General features: G+C 67.6%; 12 protein-coding genes. 6 read left to right on the top strand and 6 right to left on the bottom strand.

Annotation, left to right across the window (positions count from 1 at the left end; genetic code table 11):
- Positions 1–100: 100 nt before the first annotated feature.
- Positions 101–385, top strand: coding sequence for an acylphosphatase (locus G1H11_RS03085; protein WP_163816010.1), 285 nt, complete (start codon positions 101–103; stop codon positions 383–385).
- 35 nt (positions 386–420) lie between these two features.
- Here the strand turns inward: G1H11_RS03085 and G1H11_RS03080 are convergent, their stop codons facing one another.
- From G1H11_RS03080 to G1H11_RS25495, 6 genes are all read right to left on the bottom strand, one after another.
- A complete protein-coding gene (locus G1H11_RS03080) occupies positions 421–2,454 on the bottom strand; it encodes a glycogen debranching N-terminal domain-containing protein (RefSeq protein ID WP_163816008.1) in 2,034 nt (677 codons plus the stop codon).
- A 16-nt stretch (positions 2,455–2,470) separates the two neighbouring features.
- Positions 2,471–3,418, bottom strand: a complete 948-nt coding sequence (locus G1H11_RS03075; RefSeq protein ID WP_163816006.1) for a carbohydrate ABC transporter permease — start codon at positions 3,416–3,418, stop codon at positions 2,471–2,473.
- A gap of 51 nt (positions 3,419–3,469) precedes the next feature.
- Complete coding sequence (locus G1H11_RS03070) at positions 3,470–4,498, bottom strand: carbohydrate ABC transporter permease (protein ID WP_216843399.1); 1,029 nt, start codon at positions 4,496–4,498, stop codon at positions 3,470–3,472.
- A gap of 58 nt (positions 4,499–4,556) precedes the next feature.
- The gene (locus G1H11_RS25110) at positions 4,557–5,843 is read right to left on the bottom strand and encodes an ABC transporter substrate-binding protein (protein WP_163816002.1); all 1,287 of its coding nucleotides are present in this window, start codon (positions 5,841–5,843) and stop codon (positions 4,557–4,559) included.
- Positions 5,844–5,860: 17 nt separating this feature from the next.
- On the bottom strand, positions 5,861–6,925 hold the full coding sequence (locus G1H11_RS03060) for a LacI family DNA-binding transcriptional regulator (protein WP_163816000.1): 1,065 nt from the start codon (positions 6,923–6,925) through the stop codon (positions 5,861–5,863).
- A 194-nt stretch (positions 6,926–7,119) separates the two neighbouring features.
- Positions 7,120–8,346: an LCP family protein gene (locus tag G1H11_RS25495; protein WP_216843398.1), complete on the bottom strand. Its 1,227-nt coding sequence runs from the start codon at positions 8,344–8,346 to the stop codon at positions 7,120–7,122.
- Between the two features lie 453 nt (positions 8,347–8,799).
- Between G1H11_RS25495 and G1H11_RS03050 the strand changes: the two genes are divergently transcribed.
- The 5 genes from G1H11_RS03050 to G1H11_RS03030 all read left to right on the top strand — a co-directional run bounded on the left by G1H11_RS03050 (position 8,800) and on the right by G1H11_RS03030 (position 13,797).
- Positions 8,800–10,245, top strand: coding sequence for an LCP family protein (locus G1H11_RS03050; protein ID WP_163815998.1), 1,446 nt, complete (start codon positions 8,800–8,802; stop codon positions 10,243–10,245).
- A 45-nt stretch (positions 10,246–10,290) separates the two neighbouring features.
- Complete coding sequence (locus G1H11_RS03045; protein WP_216843397.1) at positions 10,291–11,400, top strand: glycosyltransferase family 2 protein; 1,110 nt, start codon at positions 10,291–10,293, stop codon at positions 11,398–11,400.
- A gap of 230 nt (positions 11,401–11,630) precedes the next feature.
- Complete coding sequence (locus tag G1H11_RS03040; protein ID WP_163815996.1) at positions 11,631–12,521, top strand: ABC transporter permease; 891 nt, start codon at positions 11,631–11,633, stop codon at positions 12,519–12,521.
- Positions 12,522–12,531: 10 nt separating this feature from the next.
- The gene (locus tag G1H11_RS03035) at positions 12,532–13,323 is read left to right on the top strand and encodes an ATP-binding cassette domain-containing protein (protein WP_163815994.1); all 792 of its coding nucleotides are present in this window, start codon (positions 12,532–12,534) and stop codon (positions 13,321–13,323) included.
- Between the two features lie 129 nt (positions 13,324–13,452).
- Positions 13,453–13,797: a hypothetical protein gene (locus G1H11_RS03030; RefSeq protein WP_163815992.1), complete on the top strand. Its 345-nt coding sequence runs from the start codon at positions 13,453–13,455 to the stop codon at positions 13,795–13,797.
- The last annotated feature ends 157 nt before the right edge of the window (positions 13,798–13,954 follow it).

Here is a 13,954-nt window from a genome sequence, read left to right as displayed (position 1 = left end):
GGTACATAGTCCAGAACTCGGGGCCACCGGCCGGCAGCCGGACGGATCGCCCCCGGCGAGGTGCCTGGAAGAGCGGCCGTGTCTGTTGCACGCTGGGGACATGGGCAGTTCGCAGAGGCGGATCAAGATCGTCGTTCACGGTGCGGTGCAGGGGGTGTTCTTCCGCGCTACGTGCCGCCAGGAAGCTCGTCAGCGCGGTGTGAGCGGATGGGTCCGTAACGCTCCCGACGGGACGGTCGAGGCCGTGTTCGAAGGATCCGACCACGACGTCACGTCGATGGCGGCCTGGGCGGAGAAAGGGCCGCCCGAGGCACGAGTAGAACGTGTCGAGGTTATGGAGGAGCCGGTGGAAGGACTCACGGAGTTCGTCATCCGCCGCGACTGACACGGAGCTGTCCAAGCACTGTCCGCTTTCGATACTCAGCCGGCTCTGGCGGCGACACCTTCCACCACATCCATCCCCGGCGGAGCGTCGAGCACCTCGAAGCTTTCCCCGCGGACACGGAGGCTGAGCCGGCCGTCGCCGATCGGGATGCCACGCACAACCATCTCTTCGGCCGGATCGAGTATCGGCGCGATCCGCACGACGCCGGCCGGGACGTCGGGCTCCAACCGGAGCATGGTCCGCAGCAGCAGGAGCGGCACGGCCGCGCTCCACGCCTGGGGGCTGCACGCCACGGGATACGGAACGGGCTGCCCGATCTCGTCGGAGCCCATTCCGCCCAGCAATTCGGGTAGCCGCCACTCGAAAGCCTCAGCCGTCTCCAGCAGCCCGTCGGCGAGTCTGCGTGCGCCTTCGGAGTGGCCGGAACGGGCAAGCCCGGCGACGCCGATGGCGGAGTCATGCGGCCAGATTGAGCCCAGGTGATACCCGAGGGGGTTGTAGGCGGCCTCGGTGCTGCTCAAAGTGCGGATGCCCCAGGTCGCGGCCACATCGTGAGCGGTCAGCCGCCGAGCGGCCGCGTCAGCGACCGTGCCGGTGAGCAGTCCGGTCCATAAGCAGTGCCCTGGATTTGACGACGCCACGGCCAACGGCTTCTTCGCACCGTCCAGGGCCATCGCGACCAGTTCGCGGTCCGGCAGCCAGAACGTCTCGAGGAACGACGCCCGCAGCTTCTCCGCCCGCTCATACAGGCCCGGGGCCGCCGCCGGATCGCCAAGCCGCTCCTCCAACTGCGCCAGAGTCCGGAACGCGGCATAGACATAGCCCTGCACCTCGGACAGCGCGATCGGCCCGGTGGCGAGGGTGCCGTCGGCGTGGACCATCGAATCCCCGGAGTCCTTCCAGCCCTGGTTTGCCAGTCCACGCTCGTCAGCGCGGTACTCGACGAAGCCATCGCCGTCGATGTCGCCGTACTCGATGCACCAGTCCATCGCGGCCCTTGCCGCCGGCAGCAGGGCCCGCACCGCGGCGTCGGCGGCCCCCCAGCGGTGGGCCTCGCCCAGCACCATGACGAACAAGGGCGACGCATCGACGGAGCCGTAGTACGGCGTGCCTGGCTCGACGCCGAACACCGGCATCAATCCGGTACGCATCTCATGCAGGATCTTGCCCGGCTGTTCCCCGGTCCGTGGATCCTCGCGCCGGCCTTGCCGGGAGGCCAGAGCGCGCAACGTGTCGAGCGTCAGCTCCGGGCCGGCGATCAGGCTCTGCCACGCGGTCAGAAGAGTGTCCCGGCCGAACAGCGCCATGAACCACGGTGCGCCGGCGCCGAGATAGCGCAGACCCATCGACGGCACCTCCACCCGCAGACCGTCGAGGTCCTCCAGCGCCGAGGCGATACTGCGCGCCCATCGTCCGCCTGCGTCGGTGACCTCAAGCGTGCGCGGCGCCGGGCCAGCGCCCGGTTCGAAGCCCGGGGCCGGCTCGTCGTCGATGAGCTGAGGCACAATCTCGAGATCGAAGCTCTGGTCCTCACCGGCGGCCAGGTCGAGTGTCCAGCGGAAGCCGGCCCCCGCTATCTGAGTGCCAGTGGCCGTGGCCCGGTACTCGACCCGGATCTCGTTCCCGGCGGCAGTCAGGGTTCCGCCCTCGTCGACCAGTGCGGCGGCGGGACGGGTGCTCGCCCGGCCCTTGAGCTCGAGGAGCTCGGCGAAGTCGGTGGCGACATCCACACTGACGGTGATGCCGTCCAGCCGTCCGCTGTAGACGCGGGCCACGAAGTGCTCCCGGACGCGGTCGTCCACGCGCCGGTGCCGCGTCAGCACGGCCGTCGGGCTCCCATCGTCGTCGGCGGCCAGGATGTACACCCAGTGCGCCTCGTCGGCGCCGTCCCGCCTGCTGGCCAGAACGGTGGGCGCGGCACCGTCGACAGCGGTGACCAGCGACGAGACGACGCGGACATCGCGATGGAAGACACCGTGATGGGTGGCGGCGCCGATGTCGCCGACATGGTCGGAAACCATGAACGTGGTGCCGCGGACGAGGGTGAGCGGTGTGTCGTGAGAAACCATGAGCTGATAAGAATCCTTAACCTTTGACTGCTGAAGCGGCTACGCCCTGGATGAAGTACCGCTGGAAGACGAAGAAGATGAGTGCGACCGGCAGAGTGATCAGCAGGGACGCACCTAGCAGGAGCGGAAAGTCCTGTGATTCTCCCTGCGCCCCGCGCAGCAACGCCAGCCCTACCGGCAACGTGCGCAGGTCAGGATCGCTGGGCGCCGCGATGAGCGGATGGAGGAACTCGTTCCACGATGCCTGGAACGAGAGAATGGTGAGCGCGATGAGCCCCGGCGCGGCGAGCGGCAGAATGATCCGCAGGTAGGTCTGGAAGATCGACGCGCCGTCGATCCGCGCTGCCTCCTCCATCTCCCGCGGTATCGACTCGAAGAACGTCTTCATCAGGAAGATCCCGAACGCGTCCACTGCCAGCGGCAGGATCAGGCCGCTGTAGGTGTCCAGCATGCCGAGCTGACCCAGCACGAGGTACCTGGGGATGGCCAGGACGATCGGCGGGACTGCCAGCACGGCGACCACCAGCGCGAAGATCACCGCACGGCCCGGGAACCGCAGCCGGGCCAGGGCGTAACCCGCGAGCGAGTCGAGAAACAGCCGCGCCACCGTCACCATGACCGTGACGAACACCGAGTTCAGCGCCCACCTGGGGATGTCCGTCCGGGCCATGATCTCGTAGGCGCGAAGCGTCGGCTCGCCGGGGATCAGTGAGAGCGGGTCGGCCAGCGTCTCCGGCCGGGTCTTGAACGAGTTGGCCAGCGCCAGCGCGAACGGTGCGATGAAGAGGGCGGCGAAGAACGCCAGGACGGCATAGCCGAGAACCCGCTTGCCGATCCGGTACAACGCCGGCTGCCCTCGCTCCTCGAGCGGCGGCGCACTCGTCACAGCGCGTGGGCGGAACGGGCCGGACCCGGCCCGCCGCTGCTCGCGAGCGGTCCGCTCGCGAGGTGGGGGAACGGTCATGTCGCGTCTCCTAGATGTCGCGCAGTAGGCCACGTACCCATCGGGCCCGCCCTAGTCCCGGTCCGGCCGGAGGATCCGCCGCTGGACGAGCGTCAGGACCATGATCAGGACGAACAGCAGGAAGGCGATCGCGGTGGCCCTGCCCATCGAGAAGTTCTGGAAGCCCTCCCGGTAGATGAGATACGCGGGAGTGAGGGTCGTCTTCTGCGGCCCACCGGACGAGATGACGAAGATCTGGTCGAATACCTGCCATGTGCCGATCAGGCCGATGGTCAGGACGAAGAACATCGGCTGCTTCATCATCGGGATCGTCACGAGCCGGAATCGCTGCAGCGCGGTGGCGCCGTCCACCCGGCTCGCCTCCTCGACGTCGGCCGGGATGTTCTGCAAGCCGGCGAGGAAGATCAGCATCATCGTGCCGATGGTCGTCCACGTCGCGAGCATCATGATCGCGAACATGGTGACGCTTGGGCCGGACAGCCACTGCCACAGACTCAGTCCCATGATGTCGTTGTCGGCGAGAAAGCCGGGCGCGGAGTCCACGCCCACGGCACCCAGGACGTTGTGCAGAACGCCCTCGGCGTTGTCCAGCCAGTTCAGCCGGAAGTCATCTCCGGGCATCAACGCGCTGATCGTCTGGTTGATGGCACCGCTGCGCTGGAACAGGAAGAGGAAGACGATCGAGATCGCGATCGACGACGTGATGGACGGGAAGTAATACGCGGTGCGGAAGAATGCCTTCCCCCGAAGGAACTTCTGGTTGACGACGACGGCCAGCACGAACGCGATGGCGGTCTGGGCCGGCACCACGCCGAGCACGTAGTAGAGGTTGTTCCGGATGGACATGGCGAAGTCCAGCCGCGGGACCCCGGGCTCCGAGAGCAGATCCCGGTAGTTGTCCAATCCGACGTTCTGGGCGTCGCCCGGTGGGCTCAGCCCGTTCCAGTCCGTGAAGCTCATCCACAGCGCCATCCCGATCGGCACGATCAGGAAGACACCGATGCCGATCAGCACTGGCAGGACGAAGACCCAGCCCGCGACCTTCTCGTTGGTCGCCAGCCGGTCTCGCAGTGTGGGCACGTCAGCCTCCTCAGGTCGGCCTGCGCCGCGGCTGCGGGCCGCGGCGCAGGGCAAAGACCTACTGGCCCAGGACCGGACTGCCGGCCTCGCCGACCTGCTGGAGCACCTCGTCTGCTTCACGGTTGCCGGCCGCGATGCCCTGGATGCCGTCGTTGAGCGTGTCGAGGACGCCCGCGAACCCCGGAATGAACTGGAACGGGCGGGCGTAATCAGCACCGGCGAGGAACGCCCCCAGGTCGGGGTGCGCATCCGTCCAGTCTCCGGCCAGCGACTCGCGCCCGGGCATGACCGGGAACTGTTCGGTGAACTCCAGCAACGCCTCCTGGCTCACCAGGTAGTTGACCAGGTCCCACGCGGCCTCCTGATTCTCGCTGGCGGCTGGCACGGCGTAGCAGACGGTGAAGACGAACGTGCCGGGTCCCGCCGGGCCCACCGGCAGTTCTGCGACGGCCCAGTTCACGTCTGGGAAGTCGTTCTGCAGGGCACCGACAATCCAGTTGCCCTCAATGGTCATGGCGGCGCGCTCCTGGCCGAACGCCTCGCCCGGCCATCCGGCGTCGAGTTCGGTCGCGGTGGTGGCGTAACCATCGGCGTGCAGCTGTGCGAGGAAATTGAACGCCTCCCGATTCTCGTCCGAGTCGATCGTCATCTCGGTGAACTCGTCGTCGGTCACGCTGCCGCCAGCCTGGAACATGAACGCGCCCCACCTGGGATACTCGGCCCCGAGGACCAACCCGGCCCGATCGCCGTCGGTCAGCGCCTCGGCCGCCTCCGCGAGCTCCGCCCAGTCGGTTGGTGGCTCGACACCTGCTTCGTCGAGCATGTCGACGTTGTAGACGAGCGCCAGTGTGGAGAAGTCCTTCGGCGGGCACCAGAAAGTCCCGTCGTAGGTGAACGCACCGCGCAGAGACTCGTAGAAGTCCTCCTCGTTCTCCACCTGGCCGTCGGCCGGAGCCAGCGCACCTGCTTCCACCAGGTCGGGCAGGCGGTTGGAGTCGACGTAGATGACATCCGGCGGCGATCCCCCCGCGAGCGCCGCTTGCAGTGCGGTGTCGTACTCCGGAACGGGATTGAACCTTGCCGTGTTGGAAGACTGCTCGCTGTAGCTTTCGATGATCGCGTTGAGCGCGTCGTCCTCGGCGGTGCCCGAGGAGAAGCCCATCAGTGTGAGGGATACGCCGTCGGCGTCGTCGGTGGGTGCGTCGCCGTTCTCGGCGCCCGTCGCTGCGCCGTCGTTGCCCTCGTTGTCGTCGAAGTTCGACCCGCCGCACGCGGCGGCGAACATGGCGGCCGCGGTAAGAAGCGCCGCGAGGCGGGTGGGATGCGTGGTGGTCGATCGGGGCATAACAGCTCTCCTTCGGGTCAGTAGGGGTGGGTGCTCGCGCGGACGATGAGCTGGGGTGCGAGCAGCTCGCCGTCCGGCTTGCCGGCGCCGCCGGCGAGGATGTCCGTGAGGTGATTGACGATGCGCTGGGCCACGGCTTCGAGTGGCTGGCGGACCGACGTGAGTTGTGGTGTGAGCAGGGGAGCGACCGGAGTGTCGTCGAACCCGGCCACCGCGAGTTCGGAACCGACGGCTAGGCCGCGTGTGGTGGCGGCGCGGAGGACACCGACGGCGATGGTGTCGCTGACGCACACGACCGCCGTGGGCGGCTCGGCACCGTGGAGCAGGTGGATGAGGGCATGCGCCCCGTCGTCCGCGCCATCCTCGACGCGCACGTCGAGGGCGGCGTCGTGATCCAGTCCGAGTTCGGCGAGGGCGCGGCCGAAGCCTTCGGCTCGCCGGTCACCGGTGGCAGATCCCTCCGGCCAGCCGATGAACGCGATTCGCTGGTGCCCTTGCGCAGCGAGGTGGTGCACCGCGGCCTCGACGCCCGCGCCACCGTCGACGTCGATCCAGGTGTGGGCGACGGGCACGTCGGGCCTGCCGAACGTCACGAAGGGAACACCTCGAGCCTGCAGAGCGATCGCGCGTGGATCTGCGTAGTTCACCTCTGACAGGACGAAGCCGTCGACCGTGCGGGTGCCCACCAGCTCGTCATAGGCGGCGATCTGGCCGGCCTCGTCAGGGGTGAACAGGAGAACGTGGTAGCCGTCGTCGCGGGCGGCTTCGACCAGGGCGTGAACGAAACGGTCGAGTACGGGGTTGATGACACCCGGCCGGGACCGGGCGATCTCGTAGCCGATCATCCTTGAGGACCGGGTCTTGAGATTGCGGGCGAGCCGGTGCGGGCGGTAGCCGAGCTGCTGGATGGCTTGCTGCACCCGCCGCGTCGTCTCGGTCCGTACTTTGTCCGGGGCGTTCAGGACGTTGGAGACGGTCTGCCTCGATACCCGGGCAACGCGGGCGACGTCGTTCAGGGTGGGGCCCTCGCCACGGGCCTCCGCGGGGTGCGGGTCTTCCCGGCCGGAACGCTGCTCCGCCATCCTTGCCGCCTCTGGGTGTGCCGATTTGAACGTGCAAATTTGCACGTTCAAATCAGAATGGATCAAAGGTGGCCGGGCTGTCAAGGGTGAGCGCGGGTACAGGCTGCCGTGAAGATCGATGTGCCTGCAAGAATCGCCGGATGGTGGCGGGCCCGAAGCGAGCGCGGGTGCTGGCAGCGGAAGTGGGCGCAGCTCTATTCGAGCAGGCTGCTCGGCACCGGGGAGCCGTTCTGCAGGGCGCTCCACAGCTCGCCGGCCGCGGCCTCGTCCCAGTCCACGGTGTTGCCCACGCGCGCCAGCGGAACGGTCAGCGTGTCACCGGAACCCGATGAGATGCTCCCCATCGCGCGGACGAAGCCGAACATGTCCAGGGGGCCGGTCCCCTCATCGATGACCAGAGCGTTCCCTCCGGCCAGGGCCGTGCGGGCGAACGAGAAGGGGTTGAGCAGCGTGCCGGGTGATAGGGCCTCGTCGGCGATGGAGCCGATCAGCTCGCGCTGGCGCTCCACGCGCCCGAGGTCCGAGCGCGGATCGAAGGACCGGGCTCGGGCGTAGCCGAGGGCATCGGTGCCACCCAGCTCCTGGCAGCCGGCCGGGAGGTCGATGTGTGCCTTCTCGTCCTGGACGGCCTCGTCCAGGCACATCTCCACGCCGCCGAGGGCGTCGACGATGCGGGCGAAGCCTCCGAATCCGATCTCGACGTAGTCGTCGATTGCGACGCCGGTGTTGGCCTCGATCGTCTCCACCAGCAACGCGGGTCCACCGAAGGCATAGGCACCGTTGATCCGTCCGGACTCGCGGCCCGGGATGTTCACCACCGAGTCGCGGGGGATGCTGATCAGCGCCGGCCGGCCACTGGTGGGCACGTGCACGAGCATGATCGTGTCGGCTCGTCGCCCTTCAGCGGTTCCGGTCCCGAGCTCACTCTGCTCCTCCGCGGTCAGGTCGTCGCGCTGGTCCGAACCTACGACGAGGAAGACCTGGCCGGCCGAGGTGGCCGAACCGTGGTCGTCCGGGATGGCGTCGACCTTCTCGATCTTGGACCAGGCGAACCAGACCAGTCCGACGAGAGCGACGACGATGATCAGGACGACGGCGAGTAGCCACCGGACGAAGCGACCGAAGCCCGAGCGGCGGCGCTTGGGCCGTGCTTCCCGGGTGCGCCGGGACTGAGGAGGCCTCGACGGGGGTGGAGGTGTTGCGGCGGACGGTCTGTCGGCCGGCATGACCCGGGTGCTCCCACGCGGTGGTGGCTGCGGGGCAGCGGCGGGTTCCACGTCGTCCTCCTCACGCGGGCTGTGAGCGTAGCCACCGCGGTACGACACGCCGGGCACATTGCCCGACGTGTAGGTGGTCACCTTCATCGGCCCGGCTTGCGGCGGGCCGGGAGCCCACTGGTCATCCTGGCGATGCTCGCTCACAGGGTGAACGGTACCTGCTTGCCATGAGGATGTGTTCGATTGGTCTGGCTTCCGTGGCATGTCAGGCCGACACGCGGAGCCGATCCTGCCGGACTGTGCAGACCTTGACGCTATAGTGCTCAACAAGTCACATCTACAGTGAAGATGTGGCCAGGTACTGGAGTCATGGGTAGCGAAGTGACAAAAGTGACTGAAGGTACCTCAGTGCACTCGGCGCGCCGCCGGGCAACGGCGGGTCGCTCGTGGTGATACTGGTGAAGGGTCGGTGCTACGGGGGCATCGGCGCAAAGGGTCCATGGGGGACGCGATATGGCGCCAGCGGCACGTACACGGGGCACCGCCCGTGCGCACAGCCGCTCCGCGCGTGGCGCCCCTCCCCGCCGTCCGTCGAGACCCACGCGTGAACAACGCGCGGAGGCCACCCGGTTCAGGCGTTCTCTGACGCTCATGGGCATGTCGGTGGTGGCCCCGGGCAGCGCACAGCTGCTCCGCGGCAACCGGCGGTTCGGCAAGATAGCCCTGTCCGTATGGGGTGCCCTCATCCTGATAGTCCTCCTCGTGGCATGGCGGACCTCGACGAACGACCTGGCCAAACTGGCCGTACAGCCCTGGATCCTCACCACCGTCCGGCTGCTTGCTTTCGTGCTCGCGCTGGCGTGGATCGCCGTCCTGGTCGACGCCTGGCGGCTCGGCCATCCGCCGGGACTGAACCGGAAACACCGGTTGGTCATGGTGGGGGCCACCATCGGCCTCGCCGTGATCGTATCGACGCCGTTCGTGGTGGCGGCCCGTTATGCCGAGGCGGCCCATGACCTCGTCGTGCGGATGTTTCCCTCCGGTGAGGTCGCGGCGGCGAGCAACGGCCGGCTGAACATCCTCCTGCTGGGCGCCGACTCCGGCGACGGCCGGGACGGAACCCGTCCCGACAGCATCCACGTCGCGTCGGTCGACGTCCTGACCGGTGAACCGGCCCTGATCAGCTTGCCCAGGAACCTCGAACGGGCGCGTTTCGCCAGTGGCACACCCGCCGCGGCACAGTTCCCACAGGGCTTCACCGGCGACGGCGACCGCTCCGAATACCTGCTGAACGCCACGTGGACCTACGGCGAGGCCAATCCCGAACTCTTCGAAGGCGAGTCCGGGCCCGGACCCACCGCGGTGAAACAGGCAGTCGAGGGCACTCTCGGCATCAAGATCCATTACTACGTCGCGGTCGACCTGATGGGATTCCGGGAACTCATCGACGCCCTCGGGGGCGTGACGCTCAACGTCAACGAGGAACTGCCCATCGGCGACAAGGGCAGGGTGCTCGAGCCCGGGCTGCAGACGCTCGACGGCTATCACGCCCTGTGGTACGCCCGGTCCCGGGAGAGCACGTCGGACTACGACCGGATGGCGCGGCAACGCTGCGTTCTGGGTGCCTTGTTCACGGAGGCGGATCCGAGAACGGTCCTGATGAACTTCCTCGATGTCGCCGACGCATCCGTGGAGACCGTGAGCACCGACATTCCGCGGCAGGACCTGTCCAACCTGGTGGACCTCGCCTTCGAGGCGAAAGACCAGGAGCTGATGTCATTGCAGTTCGTGCCACCGCTGATCGTCCCGGCAGACCCCGATTTCGCCCTGATGGCCGACCAGACGGCCGAGCTCCTCTCCGGCGCCGGGCGGCCGGATGCCACCGCCGGTCAGGCGACCGGCAGCGACGACGCGGGGGACGAGCACGTCGCGGCCAGTGACGACGACCCGGGTTCAGACAGCACGGCGTCGAACGAGCCGAGCGGCGGCTCGAGCGAGCCCGCGGATGAGCAGCGGGATGAGACGGCGGGCGAATCCGGTGAGGGCGAGGCCGGTGAATCCGGAGAACCCGTCGGGGTCTCCTCCGTCTGCTCCTACGAGTGACCGGCCCGAGGGTCCATACACTCATGCACCCCCGGGGTGTCCATGATGGCGAACCACACAGCCTCGGGTAGTGTGCTCGCCGATATGGACAACACCCCCGCTCATGAGCCGGCTGCTGACGCTCGCGCGACGGGCGGCGACTGGCCGGCCGTATCCGTGGTCATGCCCGTACGGAACGAGGAGCGGCATCTCGGCTCCGCCGTCCGGGGCGTGCTGGCGCAGGACTACCCCGGCGAGATGGAATTGATCCTGGCGATCGGGCCGTCCCATGACCGTACCGCCGAGATCGCGGCCGAGCTTGCGGTAGCGGACCGGCGCATCCGGGTCATCGAGAACCCCGCGGGCAAGACACCTGCCGGCCTCAACGCTGGCCTGGCCGCGGCACGGCACGGCATCATCGTGCGCGTCGACGGCCACGGGATCCTCAGCGACGGCTACATCCGCACGGCGGTGACCGTGCTGGAGGAGACGTCGGCGGCCAATGTCGGCGGCATTATGCACGCCGAGGGCACGACCGACTTCGAACGCGCCGTGGCAAGCACGTACGGTTCCAAACTGGGCCTGGGCGGCAGCCGGTTCCATATCGGCGGAGACGCCGGCCCTGCCGACACCGTCTATCTCGGGGTCTTCCGCCGGGACGTCCTGGAACGGCTGGGCGGGTTCGACGAGCATTTCGCCCGGGCGCAGGACTGGGAGCTCAACTACCGAATTCGCGCCGCCGGGGAACGTGTGTGGTTCACCCCCGACCTGGTGGTCACGTACCGGCCGCGGCCCGACATCACCGCCCTGGCTCGGCAGTTCTTCCGCACCGGTCAATGGCGCCGGGAGGTGGTGCGTAAATACCCGGACACTGCGAGCGCGCGATACCTGGCGGCGCCGGGAGTGGTGACGGCGGTGGGCGTCGGCGCCGTGGCGGGCGTCGCGGCTGCGCTCGGTGCGCCGGCCTGGCTCTCCCTGGGCTGGCTAGCCCCTCTCGGGTACATGGCGGGCGTGGGCGCGGCGAGCGTCGTCGTCGGGCGAGGGCTTCCCGCCCGGGCTCGCCTGTGGCTGCCTGCGGTTCTCGCCACGGTGCATCTGAGCTGGGGCGTGGGCTTCCTGTTGGGTGCTCGGGTGCCGGCCGGTACAACGGCGACGGCACCGAGCGCGACGCGGTGAGGTTCCGGACTGCGCTGAGGTGCTGCGGCGGCCCCCGCGCGCCAGCTCCGATTCGGCTACAACCGCCGTAGCGGTGATACTGGAATGTCGTCGAGTCAGGTTGGAGGATGCGTGTGCGTGCGCGTGAGCGTGAGCGGGTCGGGTCGTCTACCCTTGACCCGACCCGCGAAACAACGGCTCGCAGTAGTGCCGCGGACGGAACGCATGGTGTGGAAAGGCAACCCGGACAGATGAACGCCACTCGGCTCGACGAGGACTTCACCTCCTCGGTGCACGTCTACGAGCCGCACCGAAACGGTCTACCGAGGCTGCGGCCCTACTTCAAGGCGCTGTGGCAGCGCCGGCCGTTCGCCATCGAGATGTCGCGGGCCAGCATCCGAGCCGACAACGTCAACACGTTCTTCGGCCAGATCTGGCTGGTGCTGAACCCGCTGCTGCTCGCCTGCGTCTACTTCCTGCTGTTGATGATCATCCGTGGGCGAAACAACTCGTTCGACGAGAACGTCGTGCGCTTCGTCCACCTGTGCGCCTGCCTGTTCGTCTTTCACATCTTCTTCGCGGGCTGCTTGCGCCAAGGTGCGTCGAGCGTCGTCGGCGGCGGCAAACTGCTGCTGAACATGTCCTTCCCCCGCCTCTTGCTCCCGCTGGCAGAGGTGCGTACCGCGTTCTTCAAGTTCCTGCCGACGCTCGCACTGTTCTTCGTCATCCTGCTGGGGTTCGGCCGTCCCCTGCACTGGGAAGCGATCATGGCTCCGGCGTTCCTGCTCATGCTCGGCCTTTTCGGCGCGGGCATGGCGATGATCTTCGCCACCATGCAGGTGTACTTCCGCGACATCGGCAACTTCCTGACCTACATGATCCGGATGTGGCTCTATCTGTCGCCCATCCTCTGGTATCCCGAGATGGCGTCCGACGGGCTGGAGCGGATCGGCATCCCGCCACAGGTGTTGCACGTCAATCCTCTGTACTCGATGCTCGGAGGCTGGAGCGACCTGCTGGTCCGCGGTCAGATTCCGGCCGCGGAGTGGTGGATAGCGGGCACGGTCTGGTCGATTGTCGCCTTCGTCGCCGGTGCCGTGTTCTTCATGTCGAGGGAGCGCGAATTTGCCGTCCGTCTCTGAGGCCAAGACTGTGACCACGAACAGCACATCCACTGCCGATCCCGCGGTCAGCGTGGAGAACGTATCGGTCAGCTACCGGACCACCTTCGAGAAGGTCCCGACGTTTCGGTCGGCCGTACGACGGCTCGGCCGGGGCCAGCGCGTCGTCCATTTGGTCGAGGCGCTGCGTGAGGTCTCCTTCGAGGTCAACCATGGCACCAGCATCGGCATCATCGGTGCCAACGGTGCCGGGAAGTCAACGCTGATGCGCGCCATCGCCGGTATCCTTCCGCCGAGCGAAGGACGGATCGAGGTGCACGGGCGGGTCAGCACGCTCCTCGCGCTCGGCGTCGGGTTCAACCGCAAGCTGTCCGGCCGCGAGAACGTCGTCCTCGGTGGCCTGGCAGCCGGCATGACGCGGGAAGAGCTGAACGAGCGCTACGAGGAGATCGCCGATTTCGCAGAGCTCGGCGAGTTCATCGACATGCCGATGCAGACCTACTCGTCGGGCATGTCCGCTCGGCTTGCCTTCTCGGTAGCGGTCCACCTGAATCCGGACATTCTGCTGATCGACGAGGCGCTCTCCACCGGAGACGCCAAGTTCAAGCAGAAGGCCGCGCGCAAGATGCGCGAGGTGGCCGAGAACGCCGGCACCATGTTCCTGGTCAGCCATGCCATGCGCAGCGTCAAGCGGCTCTGTAACGAGGCTCTCTGGCTGCACAAGGGCCAGCTGATGATGCAGGGAGACCCCACCGAGGTGATCGCCGCCTACACGAAGTTCCTCGAGGTGGGCGAGGATGCCTTCTCTCTCGAGGACATGTAGGGCTCGCGTCGCCCGGCCGATCGCGCGGAGCGCGGCTGCCCAGGGCGCGAAGCCCCATGTGACAAGGATCATCTCAGAGTGTGACCGAACCGTTCACTTTCCGTGACGCCCTTGCGTAGTGTCATATTCGTGCGTCAAAGTGACAGTGATCACGTCGTGATGATCCAGCCAGACCCTTTGCACGTGCGCCGCCACACGCCGGAGGCCAGCGCGCGGGCGGATGCCCCCGCACCGACGGCGCTCGTGCCGCGCCAGAGCGCGAATCGCGACCAAGGTCCCGCGAACGAGGTGAGCCGTATGCGCGCCGAGATCGACGAGCTGCATGCCCGGCTTTCGGCTTCCGAGGCCCGCCTGGCCCATGTGGAGGGCCGTCTCCAGAGGATCCTCAGCAGCCGCTCCTACCGCCTGGCCCGGAAGCTGGCCGGTGCCAGACGGCGAGTGGCCGCTCTGGTGGGGGTCCGTGCCACCCCCTGACGCGCCCGTCAACCCTGCCCACCTAAATGAGGCTCTTGTGACATGTCCGTGGGTGGGTTGAGCGTGTCATAGCAGCGCACGCCGTTCTTTCCGCCTAGGTTTTTGATTGTCGAAGATCAAAAACAAGGTGTGAGGAGAACGGCGTGCGTGGCGCTAG

Source organism: Phytoactinopolyspora alkaliphila (assembly GCF_010550695.1).
In the GTDB taxonomy this organism is placed as follows: domain Bacteria; phylum Actinomycetota; class Actinomycetes; order Jiangellales; family Jiangellaceae; genus Phytoactinopolyspora; species Phytoactinopolyspora alkaliphila.
The sequence above is the reverse complement of the archived record's forward strand: the minus strand, read 5'-3'. Positions and strand labels throughout refer to the sequence as shown.

Excerpts from the sequence above, each read along its gene's own strand:
- G1H11_RS03085 (WP_163816010.1), top strand. The coding sequence starts at position 101 with ATGGGCAGTTCGCAGAGGCGGATCAAGATCGTCGTTCACGGTGCGGTG.
- G1H11_RS03080 (WP_163816008.1), bottom strand. The coding sequence starts at position 2,454 with ATGGTTTCTCACGACACACCGCTCACCCTCGTCCGCGGCACCACGTTC.
- G1H11_RS03075 (WP_163816006.1), bottom strand. The coding sequence starts at position 3,418 with ATGACCGTTCCCCCACCTCGCGAGCGGACCGCTCGCGAGCAGCGGCGG.
- G1H11_RS25110 (WP_163816002.1), bottom strand. The coding sequence starts at position 5,843 with ATGCCCCGATCGACCACCACGCATCCCACCCGCCTCGCGGCGCTTCTT.
- G1H11_RS03060 (WP_163816000.1), bottom strand. The coding sequence starts at position 6,925 with ATGGCGGAGCAGCGTTCCGGCCGGGAAGACCCGCACCCCGCGGAGGCC.
- G1H11_RS03050 (WP_163815998.1), top strand. The coding sequence starts at position 8,800 with ATGTCGGTGGTGGCCCCGGGCAGCGCACAGCTGCTCCGCGGCAACCGG.
- G1H11_RS03045 (WP_216843397.1), top strand. The coding sequence starts at position 10,291 with ATGGCGAACCACACAGCCTCGGGTAGTGTGCTCGCCGATATGGACAAC.
- G1H11_RS03040 (WP_163815996.1), top strand. The coding sequence starts at position 11,631 with ATGAACGCCACTCGGCTCGACGAGGACTTCACCTCCTCGGTGCACGTC.